General features: G+C 63.7%; 18 protein-coding genes, 1 tRNA gene and 1 riboswitch. Of the genes, 5 read left to right on the forward strand and 14 right to left on the reverse strand.

The genetic code is table 11. The features are described 5' to 3' along the window. Nucleotides 1–116 precede the first annotated feature (116 nt). A complete protein-coding gene (locus QNJ86_RS10405) occupies nucleotides 117–470 on the forward strand; it encodes a YxeA family protein (RefSeq protein ID WP_283832558.1) in 354 nt (117 codons plus the stop codon). Between the two features lie 307 nt (nucleotides 471–777). On the opposite strand, the gene QNJ86_RS10410 is transcribed toward QNJ86_RS10405, so the two are convergent. From QNJ86_RS10410 to QNJ86_RS10440, 7 genes are all read right to left on the reverse strand, one after another. After that, entirely contained in the window at nucleotides 778–2,283 is a 1,506-nt protein-coding gene (locus QNJ86_RS10410; protein WP_283832559.1) for a hypothetical protein, read from the reverse strand. After that, a complete protein-coding gene (locus tag QNJ86_RS10415; RefSeq protein ID WP_283832560.1) occupies nucleotides 2,280–2,948 on the reverse strand; it encodes an ABC transporter ATP-binding protein in 669 nt (222 codons plus the stop codon). The genes QNJ86_RS10410 and QNJ86_RS10415 overlap by 4 nt, the downstream gene beginning before the upstream one ends. A gap of 92 nt (nucleotides 2,949–3,040) precedes the next feature. After that, nucleotides 3,041–4,492: a HAMP domain-containing sensor histidine kinase gene (locus QNJ86_RS10420; protein WP_283832599.1), complete on the reverse strand. Its 1,452-nt coding sequence runs from the start codon at nucleotides 4,490–4,492 to the stop codon at nucleotides 3,041–3,043. Then, a complete protein-coding gene (locus QNJ86_RS10425; RefSeq protein WP_283832561.1) occupies nucleotides 4,492–5,154 on the reverse strand; it encodes a response regulator transcription factor in 663 nt (220 codons plus the stop codon). The genes QNJ86_RS10420 and QNJ86_RS10425 overlap by 1 nt, the downstream gene beginning before the upstream one ends. 39 nt (nucleotides 5,155–5,193) lie before the next feature. Next, a complete protein-coding gene (locus QNJ86_RS10430; RefSeq protein WP_283832562.1) occupies nucleotides 5,194–6,078 on the reverse strand; it encodes an ABC-2 family transporter permease in 885 nt (294 codons plus the stop codon). Then, the gene (locus QNJ86_RS10435; protein ID WP_283832563.1) at nucleotides 6,078–6,866 is read right to left on the reverse strand and encodes a lantibiotic immunity ABC transporter MutE/EpiE family permease subunit; all 789 of its coding nucleotides are present in this window, start codon (nucleotides 6,864–6,866) and stop codon (nucleotides 6,078–6,080) included. The genes QNJ86_RS10430 and QNJ86_RS10435 overlap by 1 nt, the downstream gene beginning before the upstream one ends. Continuing rightward, on the reverse strand, nucleotides 6,867–7,565 hold the full coding sequence (locus QNJ86_RS10440) for a lantibiotic protection ABC transporter ATP-binding protein (RefSeq protein ID WP_283832564.1): 699 nt from the start codon (nucleotides 7,563–7,565) through the stop codon (nucleotides 6,867–6,869). It abuts the gene before it with no gap. A 113-nt stretch (nucleotides 7,566–7,678) separates the two neighbouring features. Here QNJ86_RS10440 and QNJ86_RS10445 point away from each other — a divergent pair, with 113 nt between their 5' ends. Further along, a complete protein-coding gene (locus tag QNJ86_RS10445) occupies nucleotides 7,679–8,491 on the forward strand; it encodes a hypothetical protein (protein ID WP_283832565.1) in 813 nt (270 codons plus the stop codon). A gap of 98 nt (nucleotides 8,492–8,589) precedes the next feature. On the opposite strand, the gene QNJ86_RS10450 is transcribed toward QNJ86_RS10445, so the two are convergent. Continuing rightward, nucleotides 8,590–9,183 carry a VanZ family protein gene (locus QNJ86_RS10450; protein ID WP_283832566.1) on the reverse strand — a complete coding sequence of 198 codons (594 nt, stop codon included), beginning with the start codon at nucleotides 9,181–9,183 and terminating at the stop codon, nucleotides 8,590–8,592. 374 nt (nucleotides 9,184–9,557) lie between these two features. On the opposite strand from QNJ86_RS10450, the gene pyrE reads away from it, so the two are divergent. Further along, complete coding sequence (gene pyrE / locus QNJ86_RS10455; RefSeq protein ID WP_283832567.1) at nucleotides 9,558–10,235, forward strand: orotate phosphoribosyltransferase; 678 nt, start codon at nucleotides 9,558–9,560, stop codon at nucleotides 10,233–10,235. Nucleotides 10,236–10,372: 137 nt separating this feature from the next. On the opposite strand, the gene crcB is transcribed toward pyrE, so the two are convergent. The 3 genes from crcB to QNJ86_RS10470 all read right to left on the reverse strand — a co-directional run bounded on the left by crcB (nucleotide 10,373) and on the right by QNJ86_RS10470 (nucleotide 11,941). Next, a complete protein-coding gene (gene crcB, locus QNJ86_RS10460) occupies nucleotides 10,373–10,774 on the reverse strand; it encodes a fluoride efflux transporter CrcB (RefSeq protein ID WP_283832568.1) in 402 nt (133 codons plus the stop codon). Between the two features lie 111 nt (nucleotides 10,775–10,885). After that, nucleotides 10,886–10,967, reverse strand: a riboswitch (Fluoride riboswitch). 175 nt (nucleotides 10,968–11,142) lie between these two features. After that, on the reverse strand, nucleotides 11,143–11,619 hold the full coding sequence (locus QNJ86_RS10465) for a hypothetical protein (RefSeq protein ID WP_283832569.1): 477 nt from the start codon (nucleotides 11,617–11,619) through the stop codon (nucleotides 11,143–11,145). A gap of 247 nt (nucleotides 11,620–11,866) precedes the next feature. After that, nucleotides 11,867–11,941, reverse strand: a tRNA-Thr gene (locus QNJ86_RS10470). A 172-nt stretch (nucleotides 11,942–12,113) separates the two neighbouring features. Between QNJ86_RS10470 and QNJ86_RS10475 the strand changes: the two genes are divergently transcribed. Beyond that, complete coding sequence (locus tag QNJ86_RS10475) at nucleotides 12,114–12,479, forward strand: helix-turn-helix domain-containing protein (protein WP_283832570.1); 366 nt, start codon at nucleotides 12,114–12,116, stop codon at nucleotides 12,477–12,479. Nucleotides 12,480–12,511: 32 nt separating this feature from the next. Here QNJ86_RS10475 and QNJ86_RS10480 read toward each other — a convergent pair whose 3' ends face one another. Continuing rightward, nucleotides 12,512–12,823: a hypothetical protein gene (locus tag QNJ86_RS10480; RefSeq protein WP_283832571.1), complete on the reverse strand. Its 312-nt coding sequence runs from the start codon at nucleotides 12,821–12,823 to the stop codon at nucleotides 12,512–12,514. 194 nt (nucleotides 12,824–13,017) lie between these two features. Here QNJ86_RS10480 and QNJ86_RS10485 point away from each other — a divergent pair, with 194 nt between their 5' ends. After that, nucleotides 13,018–13,245 (forward strand): hypothetical protein, encoded by a 228-nt coding sequence (locus QNJ86_RS10485; RefSeq protein WP_283832572.1) that lies wholly within the window; start codon nucleotides 13,018–13,020, stop codon nucleotides 13,243–13,245. Between the two features lie 78 nt (nucleotides 13,246–13,323). Here the strand turns inward: QNJ86_RS10485 and QNJ86_RS10490 are convergent, their stop codons facing one another. Further along, entirely contained in the window at nucleotides 13,324–15,402 is a 2,079-nt protein-coding gene (locus tag QNJ86_RS10490; protein ID WP_283832573.1) for a hypothetical protein, read from the reverse strand. 28 nt (nucleotides 15,403–15,430) lie between these two features. Continuing rightward, entirely contained in the window at nucleotides 15,431–15,862 is a 432-nt protein-coding gene (locus QNJ86_RS10495) for a hypothetical protein (protein WP_283832574.1), read from the reverse strand. Nucleotides 15,863–15,890: the final 28 nt, after the last annotated feature.

Below are 15,890 nucleotides of genomic sequence, written 5' to 3' on the forward strand. Positions count from 1 at the left end.
TGCCGGGGCCTTCTTGCCTCGTAAGGTAATCACAAGGGCCCGCCAAACAACCCGTCAGGATGCGCTTCTAAACTAGGAGCCATCGAAATGAAGGAAGTTCAAAGACGGGAGGCATCGTGCGAAGCGGAACAAAGACCCTGATAGGTTTAGGAATTGCGGCGGTTATAGTGGCGGCGATTATCGGTGTGGGCATGTGGGCGTTTTATGGCGAAAGCGGACACGCATACGTGCGCATCGACAACGAGCAGGTGAGCGCCATCAAACCACATGGCGGCATGGAATTCGAGTACCACCTGGACGCAGTGGACGCGAGCGGTGCAAAGTCCGAAATCACCTTCCAAACAGAACGCGAACTCCGCGATGGCGCCTACCTGGAACTGGAAACGAAACCTCTTCGTGGTGTCGTCGGCTGGGAAGAGCGTACGGCCGAGGAACTACCAAGCGCAGCAAAAACAACACTTGGGGCATAACCTACAACCATATGGAAGGTGACCAGACGGTTGCCGCGCTCACAGATCAGTTCGCGGTATTTCAATCCCCACCTTCCGTGCGGAAGGTGACAACAAATTTCTTGCTAAAGCACACCCCCGTTTTGCTATTCAATCCACGTTCTCCACGAGGAGAACGACCGCAGTATTTGGTTGTGGTAGGTGCTTTTTTACCTTATCTTGTTGGGATTGGGTGGTCAATGGGGTGGGGATTGGGTTTTGGGGCTTTCCTTTCTCGAAAAAATCGGTGCGAACCTTGTTCGTGTGGCGTGTTTGCCTTGGGTTCGCACTAGTGGGGACACTCGGCTCCGTGGTGGATGATAAAAGCGCTTGTGACAGCTACGAGCGCAATGCCAGCGGTGGCGATTGGCCAGGGGGCGAAGAGGGAGAGTAGGAAGGCGGTGAGAACCATGGCGATGGCGCCGTATTCGTAGCAGGGGCGCGGGCCGCGAGGGGTGAGGCGCACGGCGTCGAGGCCGCAGGTGAAGAGGGTGCAGCCGTTTATCACAACGGCGAGCACGGCGGCACCTACCGCAGGAACGCCAGGCGGCGCAACCAGGGCGCACACTGCGCAGGCAAGCACTGTCGTCAGGACAAACGCCGGCAGCGAGTCGAACACCAGCAGCTCAAGCGTGCTGAATGGCAGGCGCTCACGGATGAGGCGGTTGCGCACGTCGTCGCGAAACACGCGCGACAGTTCGCGCACGCCCGCCGGCATGAGAGCGACCACTTGCAACCAGAACAAAAACAGAACGGGCCCGCCAACTCCAAGCACGGCCGTCGCGCCAAGCGGAACAACGCACACTCCCTGCACGACGAGGGCAAACAGCCCGTCGTATTGCCGCGCGTGCGACAATACCGCTCGCGCCGCAAGCGCACGGCGCCCCTCCCCCGGCAGCAGCGCAAAGCGTGGCGGACGCGTGGCCAGCTTGCGACGGCGGCGGTAGTCAGCCTTCGCCTGCTCGCTGAGCGGGGAGAACACGCCGAAGGGCTGTAAGTCAGCGTAAAGCGCGTTCTCTTTAATGACCGCCGTCATGTTCATGCGCGGCGCGACAAGCAAGAGTGCGGTAAACGCTGGCAGAACCACAGCAGCGGCTGCTAACGCGAAAGCGGAAGGGCCCGCAACAAATGCCAGCACAACCCCGGCACCTGCCACAGCCACCAACGCCACCACCGTTACAACAACTTGCCACGCCCGCCATTGCGAACTCGCAAGTCGCACGACACCCACAAGCCACCCGGATCCGATTGCCGCCGCAACCGCCACCGCCCCCAGCGCCGCGAACCCCACCGCCGCGCCCGAGCCAAAAGCGCTGGCAGCTTCCGCACCTGCTCCCAGCAAGAACCCGACCGCCGCGCCCACCACGGCCCCACCAAGCACCTGCGCACCCACAGCCACCAGCACCATCGCACGCGCACTCACCGAACTCGCAGCCACCTGCGCGATGTCAGCGTGCGTCAACTTAAGCGGCGACGTGCGCAACCCATTCACGCCCATCCACACCAGCGCCAGCGCGCACGCGGCCAGCGCCACCTGCACCGCAAGCACAGCGGCCGAGGCACCGGCAAGCACGAACCCTTTCACCACCGTATCAAGCAACCACGACCACATGATCACCGCCCACACAGCCATGAGTCCCACCGCATACAGCTGGTAGAGGCGCTCAGTGCGCCCACCCGCCTCCACGCCGACGCCGAGCAAATGCAGCGCCCGATTGATGGTCGAGCGCGCATGCCGTGCGCGCAGCCACAACAAAAGCCGCAGGTCGGAAGCACTGAGAGCCAACGAGATCATGGTCGCTCCACCGCCAGCCGGCCCTCTTCCAAGCGCATAAGCACATCCGGCGCAAGGTCGGGAACCTCATGGTGGCAACTTATCAGCACAGCAGTTCCCGCGGCGCGTGCCTCGTCCAGAAGCGCGCTCAGCACCAGCGATGCCTCAGGATCAAGCGGCCCGTACGGCTCATCCAGCAGCATCACCCGAGGCTGCCGCGCGAACGCCAACACCAGCGCAAGCTTCTGCCGCATGCCGCGCGAGTACGACGAAGGCAACAGCCCGCGCTGCCGCGCCAGCCCAAAGCGCTCAAGCAGCTCTTCGGCCGGATCGTCCTCCGGCGCCAAGTGGTTCGCGCGCTGCACGAAGCGCAGGTGTTCGCCCGCCGTGAGGTCGTCGTAGAATGCCGGCACGTCGGGAACGAACGCCACAAGCGAACGCAGCGCACGGTCGGCCCCGTTGAAGCGTCGCCCGCACAGTTCCACCTGCCCTTCGCGCGGCACGTCCCAGCCAGCCAAGCAACGCAACAGCGTCGACTTCCCCGCCCCATTCGGCCCGGTCAGAAACGCAATCTCTCCCGCCGCCAGCGCAAAGGAAACCCCCGCAAACACCTCCACCGCCCCATACGAACACGCCAACCCCTCTGCCCGCAGGACGGGAGCTTTCTCACTATTGAGTTCATGCACGTCCGACGCCCCTCTCGCTGTGGTTTCTTTTCAGTATGAGGCCCACTGGTGGTTGACACAAGCGAGGGGTGGTTGACTTGCGGCGGGGAAAGTCAACTGGTGGGTAGTGAAAGGCGCGGAATCTGAAGGGTCACGCGAGCGCCAGCGGGGTCGCGGTTGGTGAGGTGGAGGATGCCACCGTGGAGGGTGGCGGCGCGGGCGGCGGTGTGGAGGCCGAGGCCGCTGTGGCCTTGCGTGGCGCGGGCGGGGTCGCCCTGGTAGAAGGGTTCGCAGGCGCGGCGCAGGGACTCAGGGGAGAAACCGGGGCCCTCGTCGCTCACTTCTACCACGACGCTGCCGCTTTCGTCAGCGCGTACGGCCACTTCAACCAGCGAGCCCGCGGGCGCGTGCTCCACCGCGTTCGCCACCACGTTCAGCACGGCGCGCTCAAACAGGGCCTCGTCCATCTGCAGCGTTTCGGGAAGCTGCGCGTCCTCACCCCAGGTCAGCCGCACGTCTTCTGCGGCCGCCAACGCCTCGGCCTGCGAATGTACGCGTGCGAAGAACGCTCGCACGTCGGCCTCAGTTGGCGAAAACACCGCCGCTCCGCCGCGCGACACGTCAATCAATTCCCGTACGTAGTCGCTCATGCGCGCGGCTCCCGCAGCGGCGTCGGTGGCGCAGGCGCGTTCCTCATCAGGAAGTTCGCTCTCCAGCAGCACGTCTAAATTACCGCGCACCACCGTGAGCGGGGTCTTCAAATCGTGCGCGAGCGCGGCCATCTGCTCGCGGCGTTCCTGATCGCTGCGCCACTGATCCTCAAGCGACTCCTTCAGCGACGAGCGCATCTCGTCCATCGCGCCCAGCACGTCGTCGATCTCGCGCACGCCGGAGCGCTCCACCGAAAAGTCCAGGTCGTGCCCCTCAATGCGACGCGCCGCCTCCGTGAGCGGGTTCATCTTGCGCGCGATAACCCGCGCCGCACGCGTCACGATGCCCGCGAGCGCGGCCACGAACAGCACCACGGCCGCCGCCACCACAACGTTTTGCGGATTCGGCAGCGAATCGCGCAACTCCTTCGACACAAACTGCGGCAGGTACTCGTACGCGAGCACACACGTGGTACCGTCCGCCAGCTCCACCGGCTCGTACCGCGCCGTGCTTAGCACGCCGTACTCCACAGACAGCCCGCCGAACGCCGCCTCGCGCGACAGACTGGCTTTGCCATCAGGTGCGTCTCCGCCGAGACGCGTGCCATCGGGCGCAAACGTGGTCCACCAGTAACAGGACGGAATGGCTGCATCGAGCGCCGCCGGGTCATCGGAAGCCAGCTGAGCCAGGCGCGCCGACGTTTCCTCAAGTGCACGGTCGCCCTCGTTTGCCGGATAAGCCACGCCCATGTTCAATATCACCGCGAACGCCACAAACGCTGCCACAGCCACGGCGAGCGTCGCCGCCAACACGTAGGCGAAGTAGCGCAGGATAACCAGCGACAACGGCAGCCCGCGCCGTCGCGCCGCACCGCCAGCGCTACCAGCGACACCGCCGACACCATCTTCTCGCATCACGCCGTCCACTTGTACCCCACTCCCCACACCGTCTCGATCACCTCAGCACCCACATCGCGCCACTTCGCGCGCGCGTTCGCTACATGCACCGAGATGGTGGCCTCGTCGCACTCCGCGTCCCACCCGAGCACCGCCTCGCGAATCTGCGCGCGCGAGAACACCTGCCCGGGGTGGCGCGCGAGGAATTCACACACCTCAAACTCCGTTTTCGTGAGCAGTACCTCCTGCTCACCCGCGAAGGCCCGCCGCGCCGCCACGTCCAGTCGCACGTCGCCGAACGACAGCGCACACTTGCGCTCCCGCCGCTCGCGCCGCAGGTGAGCCGCTACTTTCGCGCGCAACTCGGCCGCGCCGAACGGCTTGCGCACGTAGTCGTCCGCACCCAGACCGAGGCCATAGACGGCATCCTCTTCCGCGCTTTTCGCTGTGAGGAACACGATGGGCGCGTCCACGCGCTCGCGGATGCGGCGGCAGAGTTCGAACCCGTCCATCCCGGGCATCATGACGTCAAGCAGCACCAAGTCGAACCGCCCCAGGTCAAGCGACTCGACGCGCGCCGGGTTGTCCAGAGCCGTGAGGTCATGGCCGTCTTTGACCAGAATGCGGCCAAGCAGCGTGAGAATAGCCTGGTCATCATCCACTGCCAGAATGCGCGCCACGAACTTCCTCCTTCTCTCGTCGTGCGAGTGTAGCACAGCCTATTCCCCCCTACCGCGACGGCCCTCGAAGCGGTTCGCGGCAGCCAGCAACACCGCAACAACCAGCAATGTTATGGTCAGACACGCCGCGCTCACCACCACATACGACACCCACAGGGCCGCTGCCTGTTCGGCCGTGCCCGTCGCCTGAGCGATGGACGCCTCCAGCGGAAGCGATGCCAGGCGCGAGGGCCAGGCGAACGGCACGACCGCCGCCAGTCCGACGCCAAAGCCACCCGTAAGCGTGCCCGTGACCAGCCCGTTCGCCAGGCCGCCCATAAGCGCGAGCGCCGTGCCGAACCCGAAGGCTCCCGCGCCGATGGCCGCGTTGCGTCCGAACTTGAGCGCCACCCACAAAAAGAGTGCGTACACGCACGCGCTTCCCACGGCGATACCCACCACCGCAAGCGCCACCGCGCCAGCCGCGGGCAGCACGCGCCCCGCCGCCGCAAGGATCCCGCAGAACACCACCGCCGCCAGCGCCGCGGCCGCAAGCCCCAGCGCCAAGAGCGCCACCACCTTCGCCGCCAGCGCGCGACGGCGGGAAGACACGCCCAGCAGGTTCGTCGCGTCGCCCGCGCGTTGCTCTGCGTCGGCCGCAAGTCCGCAGGAAATGCCGGCGAGCAGCGGTGCCCCTGCGCCCAGCAGCTGGAAGAATGCGTCCGTGCCCAAAAGCGAATCCCACGGTGTCCAGGCGAAATACGCGCCTGCACACCCACCGAGCGCAAGCGCCAGCACCCCATGCAGCCACACCAGCGGCGAGCGGCGCAGACGCACGGCTTCCGAACGCAACGCCGACGCAAACGTCATCCGCGCACCCGCACCCACGCCTGCGTGCACGCCCGCACGCGCGCTCGCGCCCGCTGCCATCTCATGCGCACCCATCACTTCGCCTCCCGTCTCGCAAACCAGGCCGCGCCTGCCACAGCCAGCATCGCAAACAGCGCCGCCGCAATGGCAAGTCCCGCCCAGCATTCCCAACCAAACACGCCCAACGCCGCGCCCGGTTCAAGCGGCACGCCCGAGGGCTCCGTCCTCGTGAACGGCGCGGCCGCACACAGCGCCGTCGCCGACGGAAACAGGTACCACGACGCCGACGACCACAGCGCAATCCCTACGCCCAGCTGCAGCAACGCCGGAATTGCAATGCCCACCAGCGTGCCAAAGCGCATCGTAAGCACAAGCCCTGTCGGTATCATCCACGCGCTTCCAATCGTCAGCACCAGCACGGTTGCTACGCCCTCAAACACGTTCGGCCCCTTGGCCCCCAGCATCGTAAGCACGCATGAAACCGCCAGCACCACCACATTCGCCGCCACCACCAGCCCAAGGCCGCAGCACACCTTCGCCCACCACGTGCGCACCGGAGGCAGCGGCAGCCCCAGCACCGGGCGCAGCTTCTGCCGCGCATCGAGGTTCGCCACCGACACACACATGAGCGCCGTCGCGATGGGCAGCATGAGCGCGTACCAGTAGTTCCACATGACCGTGCTGATGCCGCCTACCGCGCCCATCCCCGGGATCACGCCCGAGGCCAGCACACCCAACAGGCAAAACGGCAGCGGCGCGATAAGCGCCACCTTCCGCGCCGCGCCGCGCTTGCCTTTCCGCACCTCGGCCCGCAGCGTCGCGGGGAACGTGCCTACGCTTCTCACCTGCCCATTCGTTGCCATTTACGCCACCGCCTTCCCCATGCACACATCCATGAACAGCCGCTCCAAGTCCTGCCCGCCGTCAAGCGGCGCCTCGTAGGCCAGCCGTCCTCCCACGATGATACCCACGAGGTCGGCCACGTGTTCCACCTCACCCAAGATGTGGCTCGACAGCACCACCGTGATACCGCGCTGCGGGAACGACCTGATGAGCGCCCGCAATTCCTGAATACCCACCGGGTCGAGCCCGTTGGTGGGCTCGTCCAGCACCAACAGCCGCGGATGTCCCACCAGCGCAAGCGCAATCCCCAGTCGCTGCTTCATGCCCAGCGAGAACTGCCCCGCGCGCTTCTTCCCCGTGTTCGTCAGCTCCACCGTGGCCAGCGCCTCGTCGATGCGTTCCTCGCCCACGCCCAGAAGCGTCGTGCGCACGAGCAGGTTCTCGCGCGCCGTGAGGTTTTCGTACAGGGGCGGCGTCTCAATGAGCGCGCCAATGCCCGCCAAATCGCTCCGCGTCCACGGCCGCCCGGCCACCAAAATCTCGCCCGCCGAGGGCCGCAGCATCCCGCACACCATCTTGAGCAGCGTCGACTTCCCCGCGCCGTTCGGCCCCAACAAGCCATACACCGCGCCCTCCGGCACATGCAGCGACACGCCGTCCACCGCGCGCTGCCCCTTAAATTCCTTGACGAGCCCCCTCGTCTCAAGCACGTAACCCATGCGCACTCCTTTCGCTTTTCGTTGACGCACCCCATAGTGTGCCCGGTTTCTAAAGATTCCTTAAAGGCCGGGTATACTGGCGAAATTGAGGTTTGCGAAGAGAAGGGAACGCAGTGGCGATATTCCGGGCGGGGCTCAGCACCTGGCAGAAAGTAGTTGTGATAGTGGGGCTTGTGCTGCTGTTCGGCGGGTTCGGTGCCCTAATGGTGGGCGAGTTTGGCACCTCGGTGGGGAACGCGGGGCTCGCGAACCGCGCCGCCGCCAACGCGGGATTTTTGGCGATGGGGCTGGCGCTGCTGGGTTATGCGATTGTGTTTCTTGCGGGCAACTGGCGCGTCCGCCCGCGCGGCCGTGAGGCGTGGAAACAGGAGCTGCGCGAAGGGGTGCGCGAGTTCGGGGCGGCGCTCATCAACATTGTTGGATACGGCGGCACTGTGATTGTCGCGCTGGGCGCGCTATCTGCGGCGGACAGCGTCCCGGTGGTTTCTGTGGTGGTTATTCTTGTGTGCGTCGCGGGGTTTGTGGCGCTCCGCCTGTGGCGCAGGCGTCATCCGCGCGCCTATCCCCGCGCGTGGGGTGCCGCGTTGTTCCTGTTCATGGTGGCGTTCGGTAGCGTCGCGTGCGTGGCGGGTGCGCTTGAGGGCGCGAAGGTGGTGGCCGATGCGCTGGAAGGACCCCGCACAACCCTGTGCGCGATGACCGGTTTCGAGGAACAGCGCCCCACCGGCCGCTACCGTGCGCTGAGCACGACCGACCTGGCGCTGGAACTGACGGATGGCGAGGGCCACACCATCCACCTCGCCGTGAAGGAGCAGGATCGCGAGGCCCTGCGCCCCCTCGCCGAAGCCGGCGGCATAGCCCACACCACCTACTACCCCCGCACCGGCATCCTGGTAGCCTTCGAACCAGCGACCGATGCCCGTTAAAGTGTGACGCGCTTCGCGCTACTGATGACGCCAGGAGAATCCCATATCCCATGCTTTATGACGCGGGCTCTTGCAAGTGCGATAAATAAACTAGAACCCTACAGGTTCCCTATCACCAGGAGCGCTACCAGCAACGCGAGCATAAGGCCGCAGATGAGGGCTATGGTGTTGCAGGCGCGGAGGGCTCGGGTGTCTGAGCGCGCGGCGAGGCGGACGAACACATACAGCCCCAGGCCGATCGCGCCGCCGAGGGTGTTTGCCAGAAGGTCGGTGATGTCGCTCATGCCTACAGCCAGCACATACTGCAGCACTTCGAACGCAAGGCTGGTTGCTGTGACCGGCAGTAGCACCCGCCACCAGGGGCGGCCCGCTGTCAGCATGCCCATGAACAGGCCGAACGGCACAAATGCGAGCACGTTTTGCACCACTTCGCGGTAATCAGCCGCGCCGTTGATGACCGTCGCCCCCGCAAGCGGAATCAGATTGATGCTGCGGACGGTTCCCAGGATGTCGGGCGAGAGTTGCATCTTGAACAGGATGATCCACGTGAGAACCACCAGGTAGAACACGAATATCGCCGTCGTGAGATGCCTGCTTCCCAGAAAGCGGGCAAGCGTCCCCGGCCGCGCCACGCCGTGTGCGCCCGCGCCACCATTTACGTCAACTTCCCACTGAACTTCTTTGAACTCCATGGTATCCACCTTTCGGATGCTACTTCTCGCGGGGTGTAACGAAGCCCCTCTCAGGCTCTCCAACCTTTTCTCTTAGCATACGTCGCGCCCGCGCGTGAAAAGCGATACGCGCGCCAACCGTTTTCGGTCGTTAAGCATTCTTCAGAATTCCTTAAGGTACCAGGTCGCGTGTGCCCTCTTCGCCAGCACCACCCTATGCGCTTGCACCTCGCGCCCGCACGCCCTGCGCCCCCTTCGCCAGCGCCACTCCGCACTCCCGAACCCCCGCGCGCCCCCCATCCGCACACCCCCACCCCCGCTTCCGGCTTCCTCGCCAATCAGGTATCATGAAAACCCACAGCGCGGCAGGCGCGAACACAAACGGAAGGAGCGGCATGGAGGCCTACAAGCAGGAGTTCATCGAGTTCATGGTGGAAAGCGACGTGCTGAAGTTCGGCGACTTCACGCTGAAGAGCGGCCGCAAATCCCCCTTCTTCATGAACGCGGGCGCCTACGTCACCGGCGCGCAGCTCCACCGCCTGGGGCAATTCTACGCGCGCGCCATCCACGACAACTTCGGGCTGGACTTCGACGTGGTGTTCGGGCCGGCCTACAAGGGCATTCCGCTGTCGGTGATCACCACGATGGCGCTGTCCGAGCTGTACGGCAAGGAGGCGCGCTACTGCTCGAACCGCAAGGAGGTCAAAGACCACGGCGACACGGGCATTCTGCTAGGCTCGGCGCTGCACGACGGCGACCGCGTGGTCATTGTGGAGGACGTCACCACGTCGGGTAAGTCCATCGAAGAGACGCACCCCATCCTCATGGAGCAGGCGAATGTGCAGGTGGTGGGCCTGATGGTGTCGCTCAACCGCCTGGAAGTGGGCAAAGGCGGCCAGATGTGCGCCCTCGACGAGGTCCGCGAACGCTACGGCTTCCCCACCGCCTCCATCGTCGACATGGCCGAGGTAACCGAACACCTCTACGGCCGCGAATGCCAAGGCCGCGTAGTGATAAACAACCAGGTAAAAGCCGCTTTGGACGCGTATTACGAGCAGTATGGCGCGAAGTAGGAAGAATACTAACTACTTGACATATAGTTTCAAGCTGGTATTCTCTATTTGCATAGAAAAACGTTCGACGTTTTTGCGGAGCGAGGTTGCGACAAGCAGTCTCGCTCTAGTTTTTTACGAGCAGAACAACCGCTCCGCTACCCTCCCTGGACGCTCAGGAGGCGAACCAGGGACACAGCGCCGCGGACGGCGGCCATGCCGAGGGCTACGCCGGCGAGACAAGCTACGAGACTTCCCATGGCGTAGGTGCCGCCGGTGAGGTAGTTGCCTTCTTGGAAGAGGGCCAGGGTTTCCAACGAGAAGGTGGAGAACGTCGTGAAGCCGCCACAGACGCCCGTCTTCAGAAACAGCGTGGCGTTGGGCGAAAGAAGCGAGGTCAGCGACGTGATTTCCACAATGACGCCAATAAACACAGCACCCAGGAAGTTCACGAGAAACGTCATGAGCGGAAAATCGCCCTCATAAGGCACAAGCCCCATCAGATAGCGCGCCACCGCGCCGACGAATCCACCCGCGCCTACACACAGCACCTCAAACATAACGCCCGTCCATCCTTCCTGTTCACGCCCGCACGCTCGCCCGCGCCACGCGCCGCGTGCCCCCCGGAACGAAAAAAAGCCGACGACCCCGCAGCAGCGCGCCCGCAGGCGGCCCATGCAGAAGTCATCAGCTTTATCAGCGGTTCAAACTGGCCCAAGCCAGCTTAGGGAGAACTTCATTCCCGCCCGCATTCTACCCCAATCCCCCGCGCGCAAGCAACGGAAAGAGAAGCCTCCACAAGGGGCACAGGTAGAGAACGTGCTGGAGAAGGTACCAGCAGTGGAGGTCCTTGTCATCCTGAGCGGAGGCGCGAAGCGCCGTAGTCGAAGGATGACAAGATAGTACGCGAGCGATGCCGCACGCCGCATCAGCGACCTTTGGGCGGTTTGCGGCGGGTGGGGTGGCGGAGGGGGCGGCGGGAGTTGTAGCCGAGGGCATCTCGTAAGTGATGGGCAGCGCGTTCAGCGAACCCGGCACCCGGGCTCCCTCCGGCCGTCAGGCCCGATAAGCCACCTGCCGCCGGGCGGGTCCGCGCGCCGGGCTGCGCGCCCGTCGCTCCAGCTCCAGCGCCAGCGCCTCCCGCCGCGCCCTCTGAATCCTCCGGCACTACTTCCTCAACAAACCACCGGGGGTCCTCGAAGAATAGATACTTTTCGCGCCCGTTCACCGACACCGTGTAGCGCAGGCCCGTGCCGCCCACGCGCGTGGATGCACGCCGGATGACATCGATCACCCGGTCGATCTCGAACACGCGGCCGTCGCGCCAGCGAATGGACAGCGGCGTTACCTTACCGTCCTCGTCGATGCGCGCAACCACGTCCACATATGTCTTGCGATACTTCATGCGCCCATGCAACCACGCCCTACCTCCGCGTGCAATCCGCCGCACCAACCCGTAGCAAAACCAACGCCCCCACGTTAGTTATATCCCACACAAATTGTGGCAATTTAATTCATACTTGACTTCTGGGCTTTAACAAAGAGTAGTCACGCTATAGTAAGTGCACTCATTAGCGCCGCATTCCCAGCACTTCCAGGCATAAAGAGGCATAAAGAAAGGCCGGAAGTTTTCTTCCGGCCACGTGTTTCTCTGGAGCCAGCGACAGGATTCGAACCTGCAACATGCAGTTTACAAAACTGCTGCGCTACCGTTGCGCCACGCTGGCAGATAAAGAGCGTTCGAGCATTGTACGACATTCGGCGAGATTAGAAAAGCCCTCTTCCACCTCGCTTACGGTTCTTACGCAAACGACATCAGCGCGCTGCGAAAGTCCGCCAATCAACATATCCTTCCCGTTGCTCAGGCAACCTTCTGTCCCCTACGAGGAGAGGTATCGCATGGATAACGCTTGTATACCGCACCAATGTCATTTGCCGACCCCTGTGTCATATTCTTTTAGAAAGGAGAATATATTCAACATCACCTTTTTCGACACCCCATATGATGCAGCCATGGATACTATTGCTAAAAGAAAACAGCTCGGCAGTCACGTGCGGCGGCTCCGTAATGAGCACCAAATAAACCGCAAGCAGTTCGCGCTTATGATAGGTATGGACCGCGGTTATCTGGCGGGCATCGAAACGGGCAAATACAATGCCACCTTCGATAAGCTTGTCGACATCGCCGACGGGTTCGGCATCACGCTCTCAGAACTGCTTGAAGGTGTTGGCGAACCGGAAGACGCTGCACACGACAGCCACTAACGGCTAACACGCGTTGATAACCTGATGGCGCGTTATGCACCGCGCTTAGCTACGTGTGCCTCCATGTGCTCATCTTTGATGAGACTCCACCCCTTCGGCGTGACCGCGTACGCATTCGCGCGCTGACCCCCGTCCTCGGCGTAACACACATTTCGACGCACGCACTCGCTGGCAACCAGTCGCCTGCAGGCGTGCCGCACCCGCGCTTGCGAGTACCCCAACGCATCGCTGATCTCTCGGTAAGAAACGTTCGGAACCGTGCGGCTTTTCTCGGCCCGGTCGGCCAAATAGCTGAGCACGTTACATTGCACGCGCCGCGTTTCTTCCTTGCTCGTTCTCGGCATGAACCCATCACTTCCATCGTTTACCCAAGGGTGTACTTACTTTTCGCCCTTCAACGGTTGCTTTATTTTAGCAGGTTATTTGTCTGTTTGTGGAATATCTTCATCATTTTTCATAGCTGCGGTTGCGCCGCGTGCGTGTGGCCTATAATTCCAGCTATTGCCACCCGCAAAAAACGAGAGAAGGAGCTTCCACCATGGCAACCGACAATCTGCCTAGCTTGGACAGTCTGTCCAACTTGCTGATCACCTCTGACGACCTGGGCCGCGCGAAAGAGGCCGAGTTCGTCCGCAGCATCAAGAGCGACAAGGTGAAGATGCTGGTGTCCGACAACCAGATCTCCTGCGTCATGCTGGCGCCTGAGGTGTACAACGCGATGCGCGAAGCCGCCGAGCGCGTGGTGAAGGCGAGCGTCGCCCAGTAACTGGTACACAGAACAACGCGGACGTAGGGCCGCGAACCAAATAGCCCCGGATGCGACTCGTATCCGGGGCTATTTGCATTATGCTTCGGTGGGCTCGGAGAAGCCCTCGGTGTTCTGGCGCAGAAGTTCGGTGTAGGCTTCTTTGCTGATGCCCTCCCCCGCCGTTGAAATGGTGAAGGTGACCGTATTGCCTTCTACCTGGCCCTCAAGATACGAGGAGCCGAACGTTTCCTGCGCGTTGGCAAGCATCTGGTTTGCCTGGCTGGGGTCTGGTAACGTAATGCTGATGTGGCTGCGCTCCAGAAGACCACGGGAGTTGAAACGTGCCGTTTCGACGGTTTCACACAGCTGACCATCAGGGGCCTTCGTGAGGTAGCGATACTCCACCTGTGGGGAGCCGACGAGCGTCTGCGCCTCAGCGGCCTGGCGGAAGAAGGGAATGTCCTCCCCTGCCACGGCCATGGCAGCCGCCCCCGCTGCCGCAAGCGCGGCGACAGCCACCAACGCCACGCCCGCCATCATGACGCTGCGACGCGGTCGAGGGGTGTCGATCTGGGCGGATGCTGCGGGTGCGGGTGGCGCTGGCACAGCAGGTGCAGGCGCAGGCGCTGCCGCGGGAGCCGGAGTAGGTGCAGGTGCTGGCACAGGAGCCGGAGTAGGTGCGGGTACTGCCGCAGGAGGTTCCGGAACGTCAGCTGGAGCGGAAGCAGCGGGTTCAGATGCGGAAGAGGCCGCGACGTTGGGAGCCTGTTCAGCAGGCTCTTTTGGGGCAGGTTCGGGTGTGCTTGTTTCGCTGTCAGAAGCTTCCGAAGTTGGTTCTGCTTCAGCAGGGGCTTCTTCGTCTGGTTTCGAAGCCGGCTTGGTATCCGCGGTGGTCTCATCGGCTGCGGCTTCCGACACGAGTTCGGGCTGGACATCCTCCGACTGCTCTTCGGGTGCTTCTGCGGTTGCCTCTTCATCCAAAGCGTCTTGATCAGCCTCAGTTGAAGATTCCGCTTTGGCCGTAGCCTCAACGGGCTGCTCTTCTTTTGTAGCGGGCTCCGGATCGACGGTGCCCCCAGCGGGCTTTTCTTCGGGTTCGGATTCAAGATCGGACTCGAAATCGGACCAGAGTTGATCTTCTTCCTCGCGCTCGGGCGTGGGCTCGGCGGGCTTGCGCCCCGGCTTGAGATTGGTCACGGGAGCAAGTTCGGCGTTGGGCTTTGCCGTGTGTTCAGAAGCTTCGGCGGCTTCCGACGGAGGCGTGGGCTCGGCTTTCTCGGCCTTTGGTTCAGGATGAATCTCCTGTTCAGGCTCTTGTTCGGATGCTTCTTCAGATACAGCGTCCTCTTCGACTGCCTGTTCCTCTTCGGGCTCTTGCTCGGGCGCTGGCTCAGGCTCGATCTCTTTCACCGGCTCGGGAGTGCGTTGGGGAAGCGGCTCGCCGGGTGTGGGCAGGTCGGCAAAGCGGCTGCGGATGGAGGGCTTGGGAGGCTCGGGCTGCGAGGCCGGCTCCGCTACAGCGGACTCCGCCACTACAGGCTCCACCACCGCTTCCGGCTGAAAAGCGGGCGCCTCGGGTTCGGGCTGTGGCTCATCCTCCGGCTCTGCACCGCCAAGCAAAGCCGACAGATCGAACGGCTCCGCCTCTTCAACAGGCTGGGCAGCGGCGGGCTGGCTGTCCTCCTCCGGCACGCCAAAGAGAGATGCCAGTGAGAAGTCAGGCTCCGGCTCGGGCTCGGGCTGGCGGGAGGCCTCTTCCACCGGCGGAGCCCCAAAAAGCGTCGCCAAATCCACTGGCTCATCCGCAGCAGCCGCAGGCTGCGACACCTCCGCAGCCTCAGTACCCCCGCCAAGCAGGGACAACAGGAAGTCATCCGAGCCAGCCGAGGCGGCCTCACGCGCCGGGGGCTCAGCCTCAATCACCAGAGGTTCATCACCCAAGCCGGCAAAGCTCAACGCAAACGCGGGCGCCGCGGGCTTGGGGGCATCCCCAGGCTGGGAGGCGCCGTGCCAGGCGGCGAGGGCGGACCAGATATCAGTAGTTTGCTCATCTTCCCCCGAAACGGCGGGGGCCGCGGCCTCCGGAGTGGGGGCTGCGGCCTCGGATTCGTCATGCGCCACGGAGAAGAGGGCGTCGAGGGACAGGGTGTCGGACGTACTAACGGGTTCCTGCATCGAGTTTCCTTCGTTTTGTCGCCATCGGTTACTTCGTTTCATTGCCGGACGGGCGCGATGCGCGGGAGCGGGCTGCAATGAGGCACGCAACGCCCGCCGCGCCAGCGCCAGCGGCCAGCGCTCCCAGCACGGCTGCTGCCAGGTGTGCCATGTCGGCGGCCGAGGGGCGCGGCGGCACGCTTGTGCGAGCAGCCTCCACCGCCTCGGGCTGGAACTGGGCAAACCAGGGTCCCACTCCCAGCGCGCCCGCGGACGCAGAAGACGCGACCTCGTTAAAAGTCGCGTCTGAAACCTCATTGCTTTGTGCGGGGATCGCCCCTTCGGCAAGCCCCGGACTATCCGGAGGAACCGGGGTGCTTGCCCACGCGGGTGCGGCGCACATCCCGGGCGCCATCACAGCCGCGGCCAGCAGCAGTGCCAGCCCCGCCGTTTGGGCCGAAGCCCGGAAGCGCTCCCCCACTGCGGGCGAACACTTCCGGGCCAAAGCG

This window comes from Gordonibacter faecis (assembly GCF_030077735.1).
GTDB lineage: Bacteria > Actinomycetota > Coriobacteriia > Coriobacteriales > Eggerthellaceae > Gordonibacter > Gordonibacter faecis.